This is a genomic window from Pedobacter sp. MC2016-15, assembly GCF_026239695.1.
GTDB lineage: Bacteria > Bacteroidota > Bacteroidia > Sphingobacteriales > Sphingobacteriaceae > Pedobacter.
The window spans coordinates 563,986-585,453 of the sequence record NZ_JAPIVS010000001.1 but is presented as its reverse complement, the minus strand read 5'-3'; the positions used below and the strand labels follow the sequence as shown (position 1 = coordinate 585,453).

The following is a 21,468-nucleotide window of genomic DNA, read 5'->3' as shown; positions in this document are numbered from 1 at the left end:
ATCCGCATTTTTTCGGTCATTATGGCCTATCTTAGCGCTTTACCAGTACTGGTTTATGAAATTTCAAAGATCCATAACAACTAAAAGCCTCTTTTTCCTGAGCATTTTGCTCATGGTTCTTTCGGGTGCTTTTTTGCATATGGAATCTGGTTTTGAAGATCACCTGCCACAGAATGAAATCGTGGTTCCCAATGTCATCAGACTCAATTACAACAGAGCGCAGAGCTTGTTTAAAGGAGGTCTGGATGATACCAAAACGACGGTCGACAATAAGTGGATCAAGAACAGGAAGAAGTACCGCAGGCTGATTGACGGGACTGATGATCATGAAATTTATGCTAAAACCATTCAGTACGCCTCCTACACGGAACGTTTCTTAAGAACACATTACGAAACACCATTTTTTGTTACCCAGCAACACGCTTTCTTATTCAGGCTCAGCGTTTTCTAGCTTTTATGCAAACAGATAGTTTTATGATATGCCTGCTATTTATTGATAGCAGAATATTGTATTGCGCCCAAAATATGCATATATGACAGCTAAGATAACCCCGAATAATGAAATTGAAATTATTAGTGATACTAATTCTGGCAGCAGCTTTTCAGTCCTGCTCTCCAGGTAATACCAAAACAGAATCTAACGACGTCTCCGCTTTCCCTGTAATCAAACTCGGAAAAAAAGACACCTCCCTTGCGTTTAATTATGTCGCAGATATACAGTCGCTCCAGAATGTAGAAATCCGATCCCGCGTACACGGCTTTATTGATAAAATCCTCGTTGATGAAGGTCAGCAGGTAAAAAAGGGACAGCTCCTGTTCCAGATGAACGATAAAGAATATCAGATTGCCCTCAGCAAATCAAAATCCAACCTGGCAAGCGCCAGATCTTCACTGGAAATCGCTGAGGTGGAACTGGAAAGGATCAAAACACTCGTGCAGAAGAAAGTGATTTCTGTGAGCGAACTCACCCTGGGCAATGCGCGACTGACCGAGGCGAAGGCTAAAGTAAGTGAAGCACTGGCGATGGTAGATGAGGCCAACCAGAAGCTTTCCTATGTATCTGTACGGGCACCATTTGATGGCGTCATAGACAGGCTGCCTTTTAAGACTGGAAGTCTGGTAAGTGAAGGTGCACTGCTGACCACTGTTGCGGATAACCACCAGATGTATGCCTATTTTGATATTTCTGAAAATGAATACCTGCAGTTTACGCGCTCTGAAAAAGGTCGTTTTTCACAGAACAAGGAAACCACACTGATACTATCTGACGGCACGGTATATTCTTTAAAGGGTAAAATCCAGACGCATGAGAGTTCCTTCTCTGACCATACAGGCTCCATTGCCTTCAGAGCGATCTTTGAAAATCCCAAAGGCATCCTGAAACACGGTGCTTCGGGCAAGGTGCAGTTGTTATCGCGACTGGATAACAGCCTGCTTGTACCGCAGAAGTCGGTCTTCGAGATTCAGGACAAAAACTACGTATTTCTGCTGGGCAAGAACAACCGCGTAAAGATGAAAAGCTTTGTGCCCAAATTGCGTATCGCGGAATATTACGTGGTAGACTCCGGACTGAATGCGGGCGACCAAATCGTTTATGAAGGTGTGCAGAGCATCAAAGATGGCGCTGAAATCAAACCTGTTGATCCCAAAAACAAGAATCTGATCGCAAAAAAATAATTCAATATTCAATTGATAGTTCCGCTTCATCGCATGATGGGGCAGGGCTATGCCTTATTCAAAAAAAATGGTTGAAACCTTTATCAGAAGGCCAGTGCTGTCACTGGTGATTTCTCTATTATTGATTTTGCTGGGGGTGCTGGCGCTCTTTCAGCTGCCCATTACCCAGTTTCCGGACATTGTTCCTCCTTCTGTAGTCGTTACCGCGAACTACAACGGTGCCAATGCCGAGGTCTGCGCCAAGGCCGTATCCACACCCCTGGAAAGGGCCATCAATGGTGTTCCGGGGATGACCTATATGAACTCCGTAAGTAGCAACAACGGAGTTACACTGATCCAGGTTTTCTTTGCTGTAGGTACCGATCCGGACCAGGCGGCGGTGAATGTGCAGAACCGGGTAACCACGGTGCTGGATGAACTCCCCGAAGAAGTAATTAAAGCCGGGGTAACTACGGAAAAAGAGGTGAACAGTATGCTGCTCTATCTTAATGTGACCAGTACAGACAAGGACATGAACGAAGAGTTTATCTATAACTTCGCTGATATCAATGTGTTGCAGGAGCTGAAACGTATCGATGGTGTAGGCTTTGTGCAGATTATGGGTTCAAGGGATTACTCCATGCGCGTATGGCTGAAGCCCGACAGGATGTTGTCTTATCAGATCTCTGCAGAAGAGGTGATTGATATGATGCGCAAGCAGAATATCGAGGCTGCACCAGGTGTTGCCGGTGAAAACTCTGGCAAAGGGGTTGAGGTGAAGCAGTATGTACTAAAGTATGGTGGTAAATTTAATAGTCAGGAGGAATACGAAAACCTGGTATTAAAAGCCGACAAGAGTGGTGCGCTGATCCGGCTGAAGGATATTGCCGATATAGAATTTGGTACAGTAAGTTATAACATGGTTTCCAAAACAGACGGCAGGCCTTCCGCTTCGATTATGATCAAGCAGAGACCAGGGTCAAATGCGAGTGATGTCATCAACAACATCAAGACCAAGATGGCGCAGTTGAAAGAAAGCAGTTTCCCTCCGGGAATGGAATACAACTACGCTTATGATGTATCCAGATTCCTGGATGCCAGTATTCATGAAGTATTGCGTACGCTGGTAGAGGCTTTCATCCTGGTTTTCATTGTGGTATTTATTTTTCTTCAGGATTTCAGGAGTACGCTGATCCCCGCCCTTGCGGTGCCGGTAGCCTTAATCAGTACGCTGGCATTCCTGCAGCTGCTGGGTTTCTCCATCAATATCCTGACGCTTTTTGCACTCGTGCTGGCCATAGGTATTGTGGTAGATAATGCCATTGTGGTGGTGGAGGCGGTGCACGTGAAGATGACGGAGGAACACCTTCCGCCTATGGAAGCTACGATAGCTGCCATGAAGGAAATCAGTGGCGCCATCGTTGCGATTACCTTGGTGATGTCTGCTGTGTTTGTGCCGGTGGCCTTCTTATCCGGACCGGTAGGGGTGTTCTACAGACAGTTTTCACTGACGCTGGCGATCTCCATTGTGATCTCAGGCGTAAACGCGCTGACATTAACGCCGGCGCTCTGTGCGATTATGCTTAAACATGCGCCAGAACATGATGCAACGCAGAAAAAAGGAATTGTCGCGCGCTTCTTTGGGATGTTTAACAAAGGATATGATAAAACTGAAAGAAAGTTCAGCAATATAGTTACCTATGTGATCGGTAAAAAGCCGGTAACGCTCTGTATGTTGTTGTTCTTCTGTCTGGCTACCTGGGGCGTGAATAAACTTCTGCCTTCGGGCTTTATCCCTTCGGAAGATCAGGGTATGATCTATATCAATGTAACTACGCCTCCGGGATCCACTGTAGAGCGTGCGGAGAAAGTGCTGGACGAGATCGAGGCCATAGCCAAACAGCTCAAGCCGGTAGAGAATATCAGTACGCTGGCAGGTTACAGTCTGATGAGTGATATCTCCGGTGCCTCTTACGGTATGGGAATGATCAATCTGACGCAATGGGAGAACCGTGAGGAATCTGTGAATGAACTCATCGCCCAGTTAAAGGAAAAGACAAAGGGTATCAGTGATGCCTCGATTGAGTTTTTCGCGCCGCCAACGGTTCCTGGTTTTGGAAATTCAAGCGGTTTTGAGCTGCGCCTTCTGGATAAAAATAAGAGTGAGGACCTCACAAAAACTGCTGGTGTAGCCGATGACTTTTTGTCGACACTCAGAAAAGATCATGTCATTGCCGGTGCATTTACGAGTTTTGACCCCAACTTTCCGCAGTATATGATCAATATCGATCAGGATATGGCTGCGCAAAAAGGCATCACTATAGACAATGCGATGAGCACACTGCAAACGCTGATCGGAAGTTATTACACAACGAACTTTATCCGCTTCGGACAAATGTATAAGGTCATGCTGCAGGCTTATCCGGAATACCGCAGCAAACCGACAGACTTGCTGCAGTTGTATGTGAAAAATGATAAGGGAGAGATGATCCCGTACTCAAGTTTTGTGACGCTCACGAGGGTATACGGACCGGAGCAGATCAACCGCTACAACATGTATACTTCTGCCATGATCAACGGGGATGCTGCCGAAGGTTTCAGTAACAGTGACGCGATTACCGCGGTGGAAAGGATTGCGAAGGAGAAGCTGCCAAAAGGCTTTAGTATAGAATGGTCTGGTATGACCAGGGAACAGATCCTGTCGGGAAACCAGGCTGTGTACATCTTTATCATCTGTCTGGTCTTTGTGTACCTGATTCTGGCTGCACAGTATGAAAGTTTCCTGCTGCCGCTTCCGGTACTCTTATCTTTGCCTGCGGGTATTGCAGGTGCGTTTTTCACGCTTAAACTAGCCGGGCTGGAAAACAACATCTATGCGCAGGTGGCGCTGGTGATGCTCATTGGATTGCTGGGAAAAAATGCCATCCTGATCATCGAGTTTGCAGAGTTTAAACGCAAAGCAGGGGCGAGTGTGACAGAAGCGGCGAAAGCGGGTGCAGTATCCAGGCTAAGGCCAATTCTGATGACTTCCTTTGCCTTTATTGCCGGACTGATCCCGCTCTGTATTGCCACGGGGGCGGGTGCTGTAGGTAACCGTTCCATCGGCTCTGCCGCTGTGGGAGGTATGCTCTTCGGAACCATCTTCGGGATATTTCTGATCCCTGGCCTCTACGCAATATTCGCTGCTATGGGCAAGAAAAATAAACAGAGTACTGAACTACAACCAAAAGCTGATGTATAACATAAAAAGCACACATTTATATCTGGTTTTGCTTACTGTTGCTGCATTTGCAGGATGTAAAACCATCGAGCCCCAGGGCAAACCTGACATCACACCCATCCCGCAAGCATTTGCAGACACGGTGAAACGCAGCGCTGCAGCAGTAAACTGGGAACATTTGTTTACGGATACCAACCTCCGTACCTTAATTGATACGGCTCTGGCAAATAACTACGACCTGAAGGCGGGTCTGCAGCGGATTACGATTGCTGAAGCGAATGTGAAACTGGCAAAAGCGAGTTTCCTGCCTTCCTTAAATGCGAATGTCAGCGGTGGCGTAGATAAATTTGGTAAATACACCATGAACGGTGTGGGTAACTATGATACCAATTTATCACCGAATATCGATGGCAGACAGCGGATTCCTGATCCTACGGCAGATTTCTTTATGGGCTTCAGAAGCTCATGGGAAATTGATGTCTGGGGAAAGCTCTCCAAGCGCAAGCAGTCGGCCTATCTGCATTACCTGTCCAGCAATATGGGCCAGCAATGGTACCGTACACAGCTGGTAGCACAGGTGGCGGCGATGTATTATGAACTGGTAGCGCTGGACAGGCAGATGAAAATTCTGAAGGCCAACATCAAGCTGCAGAACAAGGGTCTGGGTATTGTGGAGGCACAGCTTACAGGTGGCCGCGCGACCTCCCTGGCCGTAAAGCAGTTTAAAGCGCAAAAGTTGTCTACAGAGGGAAAACAATATGAGATCAGACAGGCGATCACGAGGACAGAAAATGAACTGAACAGCCTGCTGGGGAGGTATCCCGAAAAGATTACCAGGGATTCTACAGCAATTATGCAGCTGCTGCCGGCAAGTGTTTACGCAGGTATCCCTTCGGAGGTCTTATTGAGACGTCCTGATATCCGTGAGGCAGAACTGGAGCTGAAAGCTGCAGATGCAGATGTACAGGCTGCACGCCGGGCGTTGCTGCCATCGCTTTCTCTGGATGCATATTCCGGTTTCAATGCCTTTAAATTGCCCTTGTTATTTTCTCCGGGTTCTCTGGCCTCAGGTGTGCTGGCAGGTTTAACGGCGCCGATCTTTAACCGTGGGGTGCTGAAAAACGGAACAAGGGTAGCTACTGCGAACCAGATGACGGCATTTTACAACTATCACCAGCATATCGTTCAGGGCTTTCAGGAGGTCTCCACACAGATGACGGCTATAAAAAACTACAATGCAGCATACGAACTTAAAAGTGATGAAGTAAAGGAGTTGCGTGAAGCACTCTCTACCGCCAACGATCTCTATCTTGCAGGTTACGCGAATTACCTGGAAGTGATCGTTGCGCAGGGGAGTGTACTGAATGCAGAGATTGAGCAGGTAAACCTGAAACGTCAGTCGTACACTGCTTTGATTCATTTGTTCAGGGCAATGGGTGGCGAAAGTAATTAAACATATTGGGGGCTAGGATATTTTAGCCCCCAATTATTTATACCTTTTGGTATATTTGGAATATGGAAAAAAAGATGGGCAAATCCGAACGTACCAGGGCAAGAATCATTGAAACCTCTGCAGCGATCTTTAACATAAAGGGTTATGCCGGAACATCAATGTCAGACCTGACGGAAGCTACGGGCCTCACCAAGGGAAGCATCTATGGCAACTTCGCCAACAAGGAAGAAGTAGCGCTCGCTGTCTTTGATTTCAACCACAGAAAGGTGATGCAGCTGGTACAGAGCAGGGTGGAGCAGGCAGCAAATTATTACGATAAACTGCTCGCTTATATCCATGCCTACGATCATTTTACCCGGAATGGTTTCCCGGAAGGAGGCTGCCCCATCTTAAATACCGCCATTGAGGCCGATGATACCAATAGCCTTTTAAAAGAGCGCGCCGCGAAAGCCATTAACAAGTGGAAACTCCATGTTCAGGACCTCTATCTTGGCGGAATTGAAAAAGGAGAGTTCAAAAAGACCTTCGATCCCTCCCAGTTTTCCCTGTCGCTGATAGCGATCATTGAGGGAGGTGTGATGATCGCCAAGGTGACCAACAGCCAGAGCAACCTCGACAAAATCATGAAGACCGCGCGGTACCTGCTGGATCAGGTAAAAGTATAGGTATAAAACTAATTCACCGTAAAACCCTGCAGGTTCTCCTGTATATACCTTTCTCCCGCAACACTGCTTGCCGTTACGGCCCTGAGGTTTACATTTTTGACCGGCAATTCATTTTGTCCAAGTACCCTTGATACAAATTTGACATCCGCCGCACTTACATTTTCCAGAAAGATATCCTGTATTGGCGTCAGCTTCCTTTCATAGGTAGGTACCAGTGTACGCCATTGGTATAACACATCCGTTTCTATACCCAGAATACCCAAGTCGATCTTCCCTGATTTGATATTGCTGGCAAAGATGTTTTTTACATAGCCCCCCATTCTCTCGTTCGTTTTGATAAAGATCAGGTGATCCAGCTTGGCACCCTGCAGCACTTCACACTGATCCACAAATACATTTTCAATGCCCCCTGACAGTTCAGAACCAATAGCCACAAGCTGATGCCCGTTTTTGACTACGCAGTTGCGGATGACCACATTTTTTGAAGGAGTCTTGTAAATCCATCCTTCGGGATTTCTGCCCGATTTGATGGCGATCGCATCATCACCCTGATCAAAGGTACAGTTCTCAATCAGCACGTTCTGGCTCATTTCCGGGTCTACGCCATCATTGTTATGCCCGTGCGCATATACATTCACTTTTCTGATCACTACATTTTTTGACAGGTAGGGATGGATTGTCCAGAAGGGGCTGTTGGTAATGGTGATGCCTTCTATGAGCACGTTTTCACAGCGGTTAAACTGAATAAACTGCGGGCGCAGGTGTGCAGTGTCGTTAACCATCTTTCTTTGTTTCAGAGGCTTGCGGTCCCAGGCCAGGTTATACAGGCGCTTGATGCTTTCCATATGAGCTTTCGGTCGCGCAAACCATTTCTGCCAGACTTCCATTTTTGCCTTGATCTCTCCCTGACCGGATATAGCAACGTTTTTGCAGTCATAAGCGTAAATCAGCGGTGAGTAATTCATACATTCCATGCCTTCCCAGGTAGAAGATACCGCAGGAAGATAATCCTCTGGGTTTCCTGAAAATAACAATTGCGCTCCCTTTGCAAGGTGCAGGTTTACATTGCTTTTCAGATGAATCTTTCCTGTGAGCCATTCCCCCGGAGGAATCAGCACCACACCACCACCACTGGCATTCGCTTTTTTGATCGCCGCGGCGATAGCTGCCGTAGTGCTCTGCTGATCGCCCTTTCTGGCGCCAAAGGAGGTAACGATGAAGGTATCGCACTGGCTGAAATTGGGGATCCGTATCGCAGGCATCTCAAAAGGGGCCTTCACCACCAGGGCATCTTGTATAACTTTAGTGCTTTGTGTAAAAGCAACAATCAGGCATCCAAGGGCAAGGGCCGCAAACACGTTGGTGATTTTATATCTGGTCATAGCCGAAAGATAGCTAAAAAATCGGTTTACCCAACCGGGCTTTGCATACAATCTTCGGGGTTTTGCATACTTCAGGCTTTTCCAAAGCCGCGAACTTTGAACTATCAAATCACGAATATGGAAATCACAAAAGTAAAATTAGGAAGTCAGGGGCTCATTGTCCCGCAAATTGGTTTAGGCTGCATGGGCATGACTGGATTTCAGGAAGGTAACATGTACGGCAAAGCCGATGAACAGGAAGCCATCGCCACTATTCACAGATCACTTGAACTGGGCGGCAATTTCCTGGATACGGCCGATCTGTACGGGCCATTTGAAAATGAGAAGCTGATTGCCAAAGCCATTGCAGGAAAACGCGACCAATACATCATCGCTACAAAATTTGGCTGGGAGATCGACGACAACAACCAGCTTACCTGGGCCATCAATGGTAAAAAGGAATATGTGAAAAAATCGGTAGAACGATCTTTGAAAAACCTGAATACTGATTACATCGATCTGTATTATATGCACCGCCTCGATAAAAATACCCCTATTGAAGAAACGGTTGAGGCCATGGCTGAGCTGGTGAAAGAGGGAAAAGTCGGCTATATCGGCCTTTCTGAAGTTTCCTCGGAAACAGTGAAAAGAGCACATGCAATACATCCCATCAGCGCCGTTCAAAGTGAATACTCCCTGTTTGAGCGTACGGTAGAGGAAAGGGGCGTATTGCAGACACTCGATGAACTGGGGATAGGTTTTGTGGCTTATTCACCACTGGGACGCGGATTTTTATCAGGAAATATCCGGACGATAGATGATCTGCCGGAAGATGATTTCCGCCGCGCCATTCCACGTTTCCAGGAAGAGCATTTCTATAAAAACATTGAGCTCGTAAAAGCAATCGAAGCCATGGCTGCAGAAAAGAACGTAAGCTCCTCACAGCTGGCCCTGGCCTGGATCATCAGTCGCGGCATATTGCCTATTCCCGGTACCAAACGCAGGAAATACCTGGAACAGAATATGGCTGCCGCTGACATTCAACTCAGCGCAGATGAGCTGGCAAAAATCGACAGCATCGTACCGCTTGGAACGGATACCGGTAAAACATATGACGAGTTTGGGATGGGATTGATCGATTAATGCTTAAATTAGAACAATGAACGCCATAAAATCTATATCTGAATTTCACCGTTTGCTCTCGCTACCTTCCCCGAAACATCCGCTGGTCAGCGTCATCAACCTTTCGGAATCTATCTTCCTCGATGACGAGGTATGGAAAGGGTTTGTAAACAGGTTTTACTGTGTTGCCCTGAAGAGAGAAGCAACGGGTAAGATCAGGTATGGTCAGCAGCACTACGATTATGATAAGGGCGTTCTGAGTTTTACCGCTCCCAATCAGGTACAATACCTGGATGTCCACAACATGGAATGTGGTTCAGGTTACCTGTTGATCTTCCACCCGGATTTCCTGCTGAAGCATCCGCTGGCATCCGGCATCGGTAATTACGGGTATTTCTCCTATGCCGTAAATGAGGCGCTGCACCTCTCTGCCGAAGAAGAGGATGACCTGATTACGATCATGAAGAAGATCGACAAAGAATGCGCTCCGATTGATAAACATACACAGGAGATCATTTTATCACAGATAGAACTGCTGCTCAACTACTCTAACCGGTTTTATGAGCGGCAGTTTATTACCCGTAAAAACAATAATTATGAGCTGCTGGCGAAGTTTGAGCAGCTGGTGGATCAGTATTTTGAGAACAACGATGCGGCACAGCATGGTCTGTTAACCGTGCAGCATATCGCCGGACTGATGAACCTTTCACCCAATTACCTGAGTGATCTGCTGCGGGTGCATACCGGGCAGAATACACAGCAGCATATCCACGAAAAACTCATTGAGAAAGCCAAGGAGAAGCTGTCCGTAACCAGCCTGACAGTGAGCGAAATCGCCTTTGCGCTCGGTTTTGAGCACGCACAGTCCTTCAGCACATTATTCAGAAAAAAAACACAGATGTCGCCCTTAAAATTCCGCCAGATTTTTCTTGAGGCTTGATAGCCTCTAATTTTTAGTGTGTATCTGACAAACGTAATGGATGTTTTGGTTATCTTGGATAACTATAACGATAAACCCGCATGTGCGCAGATCAATTAAATCATAACTGGCTGGAGAGAGAAACCCTGCATAAAGTTGCTGCTGGCGACCAGCTGGCTTTTACTGAACTGTTTGAACAGTACCAGACTTTGGTTTATGATTTCGCATTACGCTTAACACGTTCCAGATCTCATGCAGAAGAGATTGTGCAGGATATTTTTATCAAAATCTGGCTGAACAGGGCAGAGATAGAGAACATCCAGAATTTCGGTGCCTATATCAACCGCATGGCCAGGAACCACAGCTATAGCGTACTGCGCAAAATCGCCGCCCAGGCGATCAGTCATCAGGATGTTCATGATCTGGATGTCGCGGGCTCGAGCGACTCCGAGCACAGGCTCTTGTATCGTGAATCGGCCAAAATGCTGCAAACAGCAGTAAATGTGTTACCCCCGCAGAGAAAGCTGGTTTATGAAATGTGCCACGAACAGGGTCTTAAATATGAAGAGGTTGCGGAGAAACTGAACATCTCCCGGGGCACGGTACACAAACATATGAAACTCGCACTCCAATCCATCAGGGCACATTTGCAGGAGATCAATGCTTCGGTTCTGATTTTTATCTTGCTCAACAAGAGGTAGTTGTTAAATAATTGAAATTATTTTTCAATTCCGTTACCCCTGATTTCTTTTTCATGCGTCAGGCGTTTAAAGAGAAATACCTTGATGATCACAGATTCCAGAATACAACTATTGTTTACATTGTACCTGAGTGGCTCAGCTACTCCGGAGGAAACAAATGAGTTTCTGCAGATCGTGAATGATCCTCAACATCAGGATATCCTGCATCAACTGATGGATAATTATCTGGAAGAGACCACATTTACAAGAGGGCTTGATGCAGACCAGAAAACAGGTATACTCAACCAGATATTCAACAATCCTGAATCTTCCTCAGCTCAGGAATCAGTCGCAGCACCAGTTCCTGTCATCGCACTCTGGAAAAAAATGCTTGGTGTTGCCGTAGTACTGATGGTGTTATCTGCTGCTGTTTACTTCATGAGAACCCTGCAGCAGGAAGCTCCGGTACGTTATACCACGTTCAAAGGCGAAATCAAACCCGGGGGAAATAAGGCAACTTTAATCCTTGCGGATGGGCGGAAAGTATCCCTGACGGATGCAGCAGATGGAAAAGTTGCAGAAGAGGGTAATGTACGTATCAGAAAATCTGCTGAGGGACGCATCGTATACGAAGTGATCAGCCAGGAGAATGAACTTCCCCAATACCATACGATTGCGACACCTGCCGGTGGGCAATATGAGGTGCTGCTGCCGGATGGAACGCATGTCTGGCTCAATGCCGCCTCTTCGTTAAAATATCCTGTATCCTTTGTAGCCCTGAAAGAGCGCAGGGTAGAGCTTAGCGGCGAAGCCTATTTTGAAGTTTCCAAAATAAGCCGTGCCGGTGCGCTATTGCCATTCGTGGTGCAGAGTGAGGGTCAGCAGGTGGAAGTACTGGGAACACATTTTAATATCAATACCTATAAAGAAGAAAAAGCTGCCGTTACCACATTGCTGGAAGGAAGCGTACGCGTGAGTCGCCCCGGAGCCTTTGCAGCAGTGCTTGCGCCGGGTGAACAAGCGATCGTAGATGAGCGGATCAGGCTGAGCAAAGCCGATACCAGTACTGCCGTAGCCTGGAAAAACGGGACTTTCAAATTTGACGATGCGGACATCCACACGGTGATGAACCAATTTTCGAGATGGTACGATCTGGATGTAGAATACCTGGGGAAAGCACCAGGCAACAAATTTAACGGTGAAGTTTACCGCAATATGGATGCCTCAAAAGCATTTAGTTTATTGAGACTGGCCAGGATTAAATTCAGGCTGGAAACACCATTGAACCAAAAGGGAAGAAAGAAAATCGTCATTACACAACAGTAAGGACAGGATCGACCAAAGCCCGCAATTAAATAACCAAATAATAACATTAAACCCAGTATGAACATGAGAAAACATCTACGATGTTGTAGCTGAGCCTACAAGGGACTTAAACAAGGCCGGACAATGCTTGGACCCATTGCCCGGCTAAAGATTTGAGCTAACCCCTTCCGGTTATGAACCGGAAATAAAAATCTGAATTTTCTGCATTAACCCAAACCCATTCAAAAGTATGAAAATAAATGCTTTTAACCCCGGTGTGTCTCAACTAAAGACAGGCCCTAAATTGCTATTGATCTTGAAACTTACAACTTTCATTCTCATGATAGCCCTTGTGCAGGCGAGTGCCTCTGTGGTGGCACAAAGAATAAACCTCAGGCAGCGCAATCAGCCGCTTTCTGTGGTGCTGAAGATGATCAAAAGCCAGACCGGCTATGTATTTCTCAGCAATGATTTTGATCCGGCGACAGAAATTATATCAGTTAACCTTAAAAATGCAACAATCGAGGAGGCTTTGAACTCCTGTCTTGAGCGGCTGAATGTTAACTTTAATATCGTTGATAAAACGATTCTGCTTTCAAAAAACATCGGTTCTCCCATAGCGTCCGCACAAATTGTGGTGCGTGGTATCGTAAAGGATGAACAGGGCATAGCCATTCCTGGTGCGAGTATACGCGTCAAGGGAACGCAGCTGGTGGCTGCCACAGATGTCAACGGAAGTTTCAGTATTAATGTACCTTCCCAGGGCTCGGTTCTCGTGATCACTTATGTGGGCTACCAGAGCAGCGAGATCATCGTGGGCACGCAGAAGACAATCGCTGTGCAGCTCAGGCCAGACGACAATGCACTGGAAGAGGTTGCCGTGGTAGGATTTGGCCAGCAGCGTAAAGTATCGCTGGTCGGCGCACAGTCGACCATCACCGGAACGGAACTTAAACAACCTGTAGCGAGTGTCACGCAGTCCCTGGCTGGAAGACTTGCAGGGGTTGTTGGCGTACAGCGCAGCGGGGAGCCGGGAAGGACAACGGCAGATATCTTTATCCGTGGTATCGCCACTTTTGGCGGTAACTCAAGCAGTCCGCTGGTGCTGGTAGATGGGGTGGAACGATCAATTGATAACATCGACCCGGAAGATATCGAATCCTTTACAGTCTTGAAAGATGCTTCCGGTACAGCAGTATACGGTGTCAGGGGGGCAAACGGGGTTATCATCGTTAAAACCAAAGTCGGTAAGGTAGGGAAACCTCAGATCCTTTTTGATTACAATGAAGGGGTGACCACCTTTACCAAGCGCCCTGAGCTGACTGACGGAATCACCTATATGAACTTGGCCAATGAAGCCAGTGCCGGTCGGGGCCTGCCTGCAGCCTATACGCAGGACTATATCAGCAAAACTGCTTCGGGGGCAGACCCGCTGTTGTATCCGAATGTAGACTGGGTAGATGCCTTGTTCAATAAATACAGTCATACCCGGAGGGCTAACCTGAATGCCTCAGGCGGTGTCGATAATGCGCAGTATTATGTCTCTCTTGCCTATTACAACGAAACAGGATATCTCAAAACGGATGATCTTTCACAATACAATTCAGACCTGAACTTTAAACGTTACAATTTTACCAGTAACCTGAACCTCAAGTTAACAGGGACCACAAAACTGGATTTAGGAATCCAGGGTTATGTGTCAACGGGCAATTATCCCTCCATCAACACGGCCGATATCTTCCGCTCAGCCCTGGATGCTTCGCCGGTAGCCTATCCGATCATGTATCCGGGAGGATTTGTTCCCGGACAATCCTCAAATGGTGGTTTCAGGAATCCCTATGCGGATTTAACCACCAGGGGCTACAGGACGGAGTTTGAGAGTTTACTCAATACCAATCTGAGGGTAACACAGGATCTGAAGTTTATAACCGAAGGACTTACTGCCACGGCAATGCTGGCCTTTGATACCAGAAACAGCAATGATGTGAACCGCTCTAAACGTCAGAGTACCTTTTTCCCGGTGAATGTTCCGGGTACCAATTCGCCGTACAAACCTGACGGATCACTGAACCTGCAGCAGACTTTTACGAGTACGCAGAACTATCTGGGATACGATCCTTCAAGGGATGGAAACCGCCAGTTTTATAATGAAGCGGCAGTGAATTACGACCGCAGTTTTGGCAAACACCGTGTCAGCGGACTGGCATTGGGCTATTCCATCGATCAGACCTATCCTTTTGCAGGAGATTTTACCTCTTCCATTCCATTTCGCCAGATCGGCCTTGCCGCACGTACCACATACTCGTATAATGACAGGTACTTTGCGGAGCTGAATATCGGCTATAACGGGGCGGAGTTGTTTGCGCCACAGAACAGGTATGGTACTTTCCCGGCCTTCGGTATTGGCTGGGTACCGTCAAATGAGGAGTTCTTTAAGCCACTCAGCAACGTGATAAACTTCTTAAAGTTCAGGTATTCTGACGGAAAAACCGGTATCGGCAGAATTGCCAATTCCAGCCTTGTCGGCCGTCGCTTTGCCTATCTTACGCTGGTGTCTGACGGCGCCACGGGATACCAGCTGGGCAAGAACTTCAATAACCCGGGAGGTATCCAGGTGAGTGATTACGGCGTGGATATCCGCTGGGCAGAATCACGGAAGCAGGATTTGGGAATGGAGATCAAAACGCTGAACAACAACCTGAGTGTGATCGTAGACCTGTTCAAAGAGAAGCGCACGGGTATCTTTCTGCAACGTCAGTCGATCCCCGGTTATGTGGGTCTGGTGTCGCAGCCTTATGGAAACCTGGGGATAGTGGACAACCGTGGTATAGATCTGACAGTAGATTACAATGCCAAACTCGGACAGGTAGATGTGGGCTTCCACGGAACTTTTACTTATACCAGGGATAAATTGATTGAGGACGACCTGCCTCCGCAGCCCTATCCATGGATGAACCATCGCGGAAATAACATCCTCGCCAGATATGGCTATCAGGCATTGGGTCTGTTTACGAGTCAGGCCGAGATTGACGCCAGTCCGGTTCCGGGATCAAAGGCGCTGGTAAAACCGGGGGATATCAAATATGCGGATCTGAACGGGGATGGGCTCATCAACTCGTTCGACCAGACCAGAATCGGAAGGGGAGATGTACCAAATAAAGTTTACGGATTTGGTATCAATGTAGGCTACAAGGGTTTTGGACTCAGCACCTTCTTCCAGGGAATCAGTGGTGCTGATATTGCGCTCGGCGGCTCTGCCATCCAGCCTTTTAACGGTAACGGCGGACTGAGCAATGCCTATGCGATTATATCTGACCGCTGGACACCGGAGAATCCGCGTCAGGATGCTTTTTATCCGCGTCTGGCTTTTGGTCAGGATCAGAACTTCAACAATGTACAGAACAGTTCATGGTGGATCAAAAAAGTGGATTTCATCAGGTTGAAGTCGGCACAGCTGAGTTATAACCTGCCCAAAGACTTATCTAAAAAACTGCATGTAGGCAATACGGCGATCTACCTGATCGGCTCCAATCTCTTTACCTGGAGCGGATTCAAACTATGGGATCCGGAGCTGAATACCAACAACAGCAACAATACCGCCGATGGTTCCCGTTATCCGATCAACGCTACGCTTTCACTGGGACTCAATGTTAAATTTTAATCTGAAGTTATGAAAAGATATATTTATGCTGCTTTAATACTTTGCCTGAGCATGGCAACCTCCTGTAAAAAAGGCTTCCTGGATCAGATTCCTGATGACAGGCTCACGCTGGACCAAACCTTTACTACGCGTGCTACCGCAGAGAAGTTTCTCAATAATGTATACGCCAGTGTCCCCGATGAATTTGGTCAGCGCAACCCTGCAGGGGAGTCCAATGCGGGCATGTGGACCGGAGGTGCTGATGAAGGGGAGTACCTCTGGAGTTTTGTGCAAAGTAACAGCATGAACCTGGGCAGCTGGGATGCGAACTCAGGTTTTGTGAGTGGCTACTGGAACAACTTCTACCGGTCAATCCGCTCCGCCAGTTTCTTTATCGCTAATATTGATAAGGTGAACCAGGATATTACCCCGGCAATCATTACGCAGTACAAGGCTGAAGCCAGGGCGCTGCGGGCGATGTATTACTTTTACCTGGTTCGCTTATATGGACCCGTGGTGTTACTGGGGGAAACCGTGATTGAGCCTGATGCACCGGCAGAGAGCTTCCGCTTACCGCGAAATACTTTTGAGGAATGTATCAATTACATCAGCACCGAGTTGCAGAATGCGGCGGGGGATCTGCCGGTGGTACCTGTGAATGATAACAATTACGGACGTATTACGAAAGGTGTAGCCATGGCTTTCAGGGCACAGGCGCTACTGTTAAATGCCAGTCCGCTTTACAATGGTAATGCCGACCTGGCGAATCTCAGGAATAAGGATGGTGTACAGCTGGTGAGTAGTACAGCGGATATCAGTAAGTGGAAGCGGGCGAGTGATGCCTACAGGGAATACCTGACCCAATTTGCCGGAACCTACAGCCTGTATAAAGAGACGAATGCAGATCCTGCGCTGGCGGCATACCTGTCCTGCCGCAACGTGTTTCTCGTGCAGTGGAACTCAGAGGTGATCTTTGCACGCCCGGGATCATCTGTAGGTCCGCGTCAGTACGAAATGACGCCGTACCACAGTGGTTCCAATTCAGACTCCCGCGCCTCAGGTGCACTGGGGGCTACGCAGGTACAGGTAGATGCCTTTTTTATGTCTAATGGCAAAAGTATTGATGATGCCACATCAGGTTATGTAAACGCGGGTTTTACCGACTACAAACCGGTTGGTGCACCGGAAGCCAGGAGTACCTATAACCAATGGGTAAACCGTGAGCCCCGCTTTTATGTGAATATCACTTATGATAACAGCATCTGGTTAAATGTGAACAATGGCCTGATCACTACGCGTTTGTACAATAGCGGTAACTCGGGTAAAAAGACTGGGGGTGGTGATTATTGTCCGACCGGTTATGTGGTGCGCAAAGCGATGGGACTGGGTAAATGGGATGAAAATAACCGCCCTGTGATCCTGTACCGCTTGGCTAATGTATACCTGGATTATGTGGAGGCGCTCAATGAATCTACTCCCGGCGATCCGGATATCCTGAGGTACCTGAACATGATCAGGGAAAGAGCGGGTATTCCACAATATGGATCAGCGACGCTTGCTGCGCCGGGCGACCAGGCTGCTATGCGTGCAGCGATCAGAAAAGAGCGCAGGGTAGAACTGTGTTTTGAAAATGTCCGCTATTTTGATACGCGTCGCTGGAAGATTGCAGAGCAGACAGACAACGGGCCAATCCTTGGTTTAAACATCGGCGCTGAGCTGCCCGACTTTTACAAGGTGGTACCTTTTGAGACACGGGTTTTCAATAAACGACATTATTTATTTCCAATTCCCTCAAAAGATGTAAATTCAGATAATTTGATGGTGCAAAATCCGGGATGGTAAACGATAGATGCTTATGAAACTCAAGTCTGCAATTTTTTTATTCCTCTACAGTACTGCTGCTTTTGCCCAGCAGAAAGATCTGGTCAGCTATGTAAACACCCTGCAGGGGACCAACTCCAGTCATGAACTGACCAGGGGCAATACCTATCCTACAATTGCCCTGCCTTTTGGCATGCATACCTGGAGCCCGCAAACGGGAAAGAATGGGGATGGCTGGAAATATCAGTACCAGAAAGAACATATCCGTGGTTTTCAGCAGGCGCATCAGTGCAGTTCATGGACCAGGGATTATGCGGTTTTTTCCTTTATGCCGATGACAGAGCGGCTGATTGTCAATGAGAATGAGCGTGAAGCCCGCTTCAGTCATGCTGATGAGGTAGCGAAACCTAACTACTATAAGGTTCGTTTTGCAAACGCGATCAGCACGGAGATCTCTCCTTCAGAACGGGGTGCGCATCTGCGGTTCAGCTATCCTGAGGGGAAGAAGAGTTTTCTGGTCCTCGATGGATATATTGGAATGAGCGGTGTACACATTTATCCTGAGGAACGTAAGATTACCGGCTATGTACATAACGGGGAAGGATTCAAAAAAGGCTTCAGGAACTTCTTTGTTGCGGTTTTTGATCAGCCTTTTAAATCCTATGGAACCTGGGAAAACAGAAAAAATACGGTTCAGGATTTAGCAGTGACGGCTGAGGGAGAGGGCAAGGGGGCATACCTGGAGTTTGCTGCCGGCGCAAAGGTGCAGGTAAAAGTTGCTTCATCTTATATCAGTGATGAGCAGGCGATGCTCAATCTCGATACGGAGCTGGGCAGGGATAAAACGCTGGAAGATACCAAAGCGAAAGCCGCCGGGGTATGGAACAAATCGCTCGGAAAAGTGCTGGTTGAAGGTGGGTCTGAAGCAGATAAAGCGACTTTCTACTCCTGCTTTTTCAGGGCCAGCCTGTTTTCAAGGAAGTTCTATGAGTTGGGCAAAGGGGGCAAACCTTATTATTTCAGCCCTTATGATGCCAAAATCCATGATGGATATATGTTCACCGATACTGGCTTCTGGGATACCTTCCGCGCCCAGTTCCCTTTGAATACCATTGTACAGCCGCAAATGCATGGCAGATATGTGCATGCCCTGCTGGATGCCTATCAGCAATGTAGCTGGCTGCCCTCCTGGTCGTTCCCCAGCGAGGCGGGCAGTATGATCGGCAACCATGCGATTTCCTTACTCGCGGATGCCTGGGCAAAGGGTATTCATACTTTTGATCCTGAGCTTGCGCTGAAAGCTTACCTGCATGAAGCAAAAAACAAAGGTCCCTGGGGTCCTGCCAATGGCCGTGATGGCTGGAAAGAATACGATGCCCTGGGTTATGTGCCTTATCCGAAATTTCGTGAAGCTACGGCAAAAACCCTGGAGTATGCCTATGATGATTTCTGCGGCTACCAGCTGGCGCAAATGACGGGGAAGCCACTCTATGCTGATACTTTTTCGCGTCCGATGTACAACTATAAAAATGTATATGATCCTTCAACACGTTTTATGCGTGGCAGGGATGCTGCCGGCAAATGGGCGCCGGATTTTGATCCCGCCGAGTGGGGCGGCCCCTTTACTGAAGGAAATGCATGGCACTGGCAGTGGTCGGTTTTTCAGGATATCAGAGGATTAATCCGCCTGATGGGTGGCGATGCCAACTTCACTGCAAAGCTGGATTCGGTGTTTTCTGAGCCCAACAGGGTGAACGTGGGGAGTTACAGGGGGATGATCCATGAGATGACAGAAATGGTGATGGCCAATATGGGGCAGTATGCCCATGGGAACCAGCCGACCCAGCACATGGCCTACCTGTATACTTATGCAGGACAAGCCTGGAAAACGCAGTTCCATACCCGTGAGATCATGAGCAGATTGTACAATGCTACGGAGAATGGCTACCCGGGGGATGAAGATCAGGGACAAACCAGTTCCTGGTATGTGCTGAGTGCCATGGGCATTTACAGCGTTACGCCTGGCACAGACCAGTACGTACTGGGAAGCCCGGTTTTCAGGAAGGTTACCATGAACCTGGAAAACGGAAAGAAGTTTATCATTAAGGCGCCCCTGAACAGCAGCAAAAATGTGTATATCAAAAGAGCAACGCTCAATGGAAAAGCGTTTACACACCATTATATTACACATGCTGACATCATGAAAGGAGGGACGCTGAATCTGCAGATGTCAGATCAGCCGGCCCTTAAGCGCGGTTTGGCTGAAGCGGATCAACCTTTTTCACTGACGGCGGCAAAGTAGCAGGTGTGTTCCTGCTACGCATTTAATACTTTTTCTTTACCCCAGGCAGCAATTTCATCCAGTATTGGCGAAAGACTCTGACCCAGTTCTGTAAGGGAATACTCTACACGCGGAGGGATTTCCTTAAATTGCTGCCTGCTGATCAGTCCGTCAGCTTCCAGTTCCTTTAACTGCTCCGTCAGTACTTTCCTGGAAATAGCGGGCATCCTTGCAGCGATTTCACCAAAGCGCCGGGTATGGTCGGAAAGGATATAGAGGATGATGGTTTTCCACCTTCCGCCGATCAGTGCGATGGTTGCCGTCACCGGACAAGGGTTATTATCAAATTTTTTCTCCATTAGTCACGTAAAGGTTACTACTATTTTCACTGTTACGAAAAGGTAACAAGTTACTTTTTGATATTATTATTAGTTTCTTTGAGTAACAAAGATAATTATTCATATTAAAACGAACAAAGATGATTTTAGTAACAGGCGCTACAGGCCATTTCGGACAACATACGATCAATACACTTTTAGCAAAGGGCATCGCAGCAAATGAGATTGCGGCTTTGGTAAGAGATGAAAACAAAGCTGCTGATCTTAAAGATAAAGGCATACAAATCAGGGTTGGTGATTACCACAATACGAGTTCTTTAAGCGCTGCCCTGCAGGGGATAGAGAAACTTCTGCTGGTATCTTCTTCAGATCTGAATGAGAGACTGACGCAGCACCAGAACGTGATCAATGCCGCCAAAGAGAATGGCGTAAAACATATTTTGTACACGAGCATCGATATCGAAAACTTCCGGGATTCTGCGATCCCATTGGTTAGCCAGATCCACAGCGATACAGCAGATTACCTCAGGGCTTCTGGTGTTGCCTATACTTTGCTGGACAATACACTTTACGCTGATCTGGTACCGATGTTTGCAGGTCAGAATGTTCTGGAAACAGGGATCTTCTTCCCGGCAGGTGAAGGTAAAACACCCTTTGTGGCGCGCTCAGAAATGGCTGAAGCTGCGGCAGTGGTGCTCACAACCAGCGGACATGAAAACCAGGAGTATGCAATTACTGCCGATACTGCCTATTCATTCGGCGACATTGCAGGCTTTATCTCATCTATTACCGGAAAGGATGTCAACTATTACAGTCCGGCAAAAGACGAGTACATTGCTCAGCTGGTAAAGGTTGGTGTACCTGAAGGTGATGCTGCCTTTTTCGCAGGATTCGGTGAGGCAATCAAAGAAGGACAGTTTGATACCAATCGCAGTGACCTGGCGAAGATACTCGGCAGAAAACCTCTGGGACTGGAGGAGTTCCTGAAAAGCATTTACGGTGCTTAA

Annotated in this window: 15 protein-coding genes; 13 read left to right on the top strand and 2 right to left on the bottom strand. The window is 47.5% G+C overall.

Going from position 1 to position 21,468, the window contains the following annotated elements; all coding sequences use genetic code 11:
• Positions 1–55 precede the first annotated feature (55 nt).
• The 5 genes from OQY15_RS02650 (at position 56) to OQY15_RS02630 (ending at position 6,994) form a co-directional block, all read left to right on the top strand.
• On the top strand, positions 56–451 hold the full coding sequence (locus OQY15_RS02650) for a hypothetical protein (RefSeq protein ID WP_265787388.1): 396 nt from the start codon (positions 56–58) through the stop codon (positions 449–451).
• Between the two features lie 107 nt (positions 452–558).
• A complete protein-coding gene (locus tag OQY15_RS02645; protein ID WP_265787386.1) occupies positions 559–1,677 on the top strand; it encodes an efflux RND transporter periplasmic adaptor subunit in 1,119 nt (372 codons plus the stop codon).
• A 67-nt stretch (positions 1,678–1,744) separates the two neighbouring features.
• Positions 1,745–4,897, top strand: a complete 3,153-nt coding sequence (locus OQY15_RS02640) for an efflux RND transporter permease subunit (protein WP_265787384.1) — start codon at positions 1,745–1,747, stop codon at positions 4,895–4,897.
• Positions 4,890–6,329 carry an efflux transporter outer membrane subunit gene (locus OQY15_RS02635; protein WP_265787382.1) on the top strand — a complete coding sequence of 480 codons (1,440 nt, stop codon included), beginning with the start codon at positions 4,890–4,892 and terminating at the stop codon, positions 6,327–6,329. Before OQY15_RS02640 ends, OQY15_RS02635 begins: the two co-directional genes overlap by 8 nt.
• Positions 6,330–6,391: 62 nt before the next feature.
• Entirely contained in the window at positions 6,392–6,994 is a 603-nt protein-coding gene (locus OQY15_RS02630) for a TetR/AcrR family transcriptional regulator (protein ID WP_265787380.1), read from the top strand.
• 8 nt (positions 6,995–7,002) lie between these two features.
• On the opposite strand, the gene OQY15_RS02625 is transcribed toward OQY15_RS02630, so the two are convergent.
• The gene (locus OQY15_RS02625; RefSeq protein WP_265787378.1) at positions 7,003–8,376 is read right to left on the bottom strand and encodes a glycoside hydrolase family 28 protein; all 1,374 of its coding nucleotides are present in this window, start codon (positions 8,374–8,376) and stop codon (positions 7,003–7,005) included.
• A gap of 117 nt (positions 8,377–8,493) precedes the next feature.
• On the opposite strand from OQY15_RS02625, the gene OQY15_RS02620 reads away from it, so the two are divergent.
• The 7 genes from OQY15_RS02620 to OQY15_RS02590 all read left to right on the top strand — a co-directional run bounded on the left by OQY15_RS02620 (position 8,494) and on the right by OQY15_RS02590 (position 20,144).
• Entirely contained in the window at positions 8,494–9,498 is a 1,005-nt protein-coding gene (locus tag OQY15_RS02620; protein WP_265787376.1) for an aldo/keto reductase, read from the top strand.
• Positions 9,499–9,514: 16 nt separating this feature from the next.
• Positions 9,515–10,417, top strand: coding sequence for a response regulator transcription factor (locus tag OQY15_RS02615; protein WP_265787373.1), 903 nt, complete (start codon positions 9,515–9,517; stop codon positions 10,415–10,417).
• A gap of 80 nt (positions 10,418–10,497) precedes the next feature.
• Positions 10,498–11,097, top strand: coding sequence for an RNA polymerase sigma-70 factor (locus tag OQY15_RS02610; protein WP_265787371.1), 600 nt, complete (start codon positions 10,498–10,500; stop codon positions 11,095–11,097).
• A gap of 84 nt (positions 11,098–11,181) precedes the next feature.
• On the top strand, positions 11,182–12,402 hold the full coding sequence (locus tag OQY15_RS02605) for a FecR family protein (protein ID WP_265788351.1): 1,221 nt from the start codon (positions 11,182–11,184) through the stop codon (positions 12,400–12,402).
• Between the two features lie 319 nt (positions 12,403–12,721).
• Entirely contained in the window at positions 12,722–16,042 is a 3,321-nt protein-coding gene (locus tag OQY15_RS02600; RefSeq protein ID WP_265787369.1) for a TonB-dependent receptor, read from the top strand.
• A gap of 9 nt (positions 16,043–16,051) precedes the next feature.
• On the top strand, positions 16,052–17,863 hold the full coding sequence (locus tag OQY15_RS02595; protein ID WP_265787367.1) for a RagB/SusD family nutrient uptake outer membrane protein: 1,812 nt from the start codon (positions 16,052–16,054) through the stop codon (positions 17,861–17,863).
• Positions 17,864–17,876: 13 nt separating this feature from the next.
• Positions 17,877–20,144 carry a GH92 family glycosyl hydrolase gene (locus OQY15_RS02590; protein ID WP_265787365.1) on the top strand — a complete coding sequence of 756 codons (2,268 nt, stop codon included), beginning with the start codon at positions 17,877–17,879 and terminating at the stop codon, positions 20,142–20,144.
• 14 nt (positions 20,145–20,158) lie between these two features.
• Here OQY15_RS02590 and OQY15_RS02585 read toward each other — a convergent pair whose 3' ends face one another.
• Entirely contained in the window at positions 20,159–20,482 is a 324-nt protein-coding gene (locus tag OQY15_RS02585; protein ID WP_265787363.1) for a helix-turn-helix domain-containing protein, read from the bottom strand.
• Between the two features lie 119 nt (positions 20,483–20,601).
• Between OQY15_RS02585 and OQY15_RS02580 the strand changes: the two genes are divergently transcribed.
• Positions 20,602–21,468 (top strand): SDR family oxidoreductase, encoded by an 867-nt coding sequence (locus OQY15_RS02580; protein ID WP_265787361.1) that lies wholly within the window; start codon positions 20,602–20,604, stop codon positions 21,466–21,468.

Bases quoted from the DNA above. Each gene is read 5' to 3' on its own strand.
- OQY15_RS02650 (WP_265787388.1), top strand. From the start codon at position 56: ATGAAATTTCAAAGATCCATAACAACTAAAAGCCTCTTTTTCCTGAGC.
- OQY15_RS02645 (WP_265787386.1), top strand. From the start codon at position 559: ATGAAATTGAAATTATTAGTGATACTAATTCTGGCAGCAGCTTTTCAG.
- OQY15_RS02640 (WP_265787384.1), top strand. From the start codon at position 1,745: ATGGTTGAAACCTTTATCAGAAGGCCAGTGCTGTCACTGGTGATTTCT.
- OQY15_RS02635 (WP_265787382.1), top strand. From the start codon at position 4,890: ATGTATAACATAAAAAGCACACATTTATATCTGGTTTTGCTTACTGTT.
- OQY15_RS02630 (WP_265787380.1), top strand. From the start codon at position 6,392: ATGGAAAAAAAGATGGGCAAATCCGAACGTACCAGGGCAAGAATCATT.
- OQY15_RS02625 (WP_265787378.1), bottom strand. From the start codon at position 8,376: ATGACCAGATATAAAATCACCAACGTGTTTGCGGCCCTTGCCCTTGGA.
- OQY15_RS02620 (WP_265787376.1), top strand. From the start codon at position 8,494: ATGGAAATCACAAAAGTAAAATTAGGAAGTCAGGGGCTCATTGTCCCG.
- OQY15_RS02615 (WP_265787373.1), top strand. From the start codon at position 9,515: ATGAACGCCATAAAATCTATATCTGAATTTCACCGTTTGCTCTCGCTA.
- OQY15_RS02610 (WP_265787371.1), top strand. From the start codon at position 10,498: ATGTGCGCAGATCAATTAAATCATAACTGGCTGGAGAGAGAAACCCTG.
- OQY15_RS02605 (WP_265788351.1), top strand. From the start codon at position 11,182: ATGATCACAGATTCCAGAATACAACTATTGTTTACATTGTACCTGAGT.
- OQY15_RS02600 (WP_265787369.1), top strand. From the start codon at position 12,722: ATGATAGCCCTTGTGCAGGCGAGTGCCTCTGTGGTGGCACAAAGAATA.
- OQY15_RS02595 (WP_265787367.1), top strand. From the start codon at position 16,052: ATGAAAAGATATATTTATGCTGCTTTAATACTTTGCCTGAGCATGGCA.
- OQY15_RS02590 (WP_265787365.1), top strand. From the start codon at position 17,877: ATGAAACTCAAGTCTGCAATTTTTTTATTCCTCTACAGTACTGCTGCT.
- OQY15_RS02585 (WP_265787363.1), bottom strand. From the start codon at position 20,482: ATGGAGAAAAAATTTGATAATAACCCTTGTCCGGTGACGGCAACCATC.
- OQY15_RS02580 (WP_265787361.1), top strand. From the start codon at position 20,602: ATGATTTTAGTAACAGGCGCTACAGGCCATTTCGGACAACATACGATC.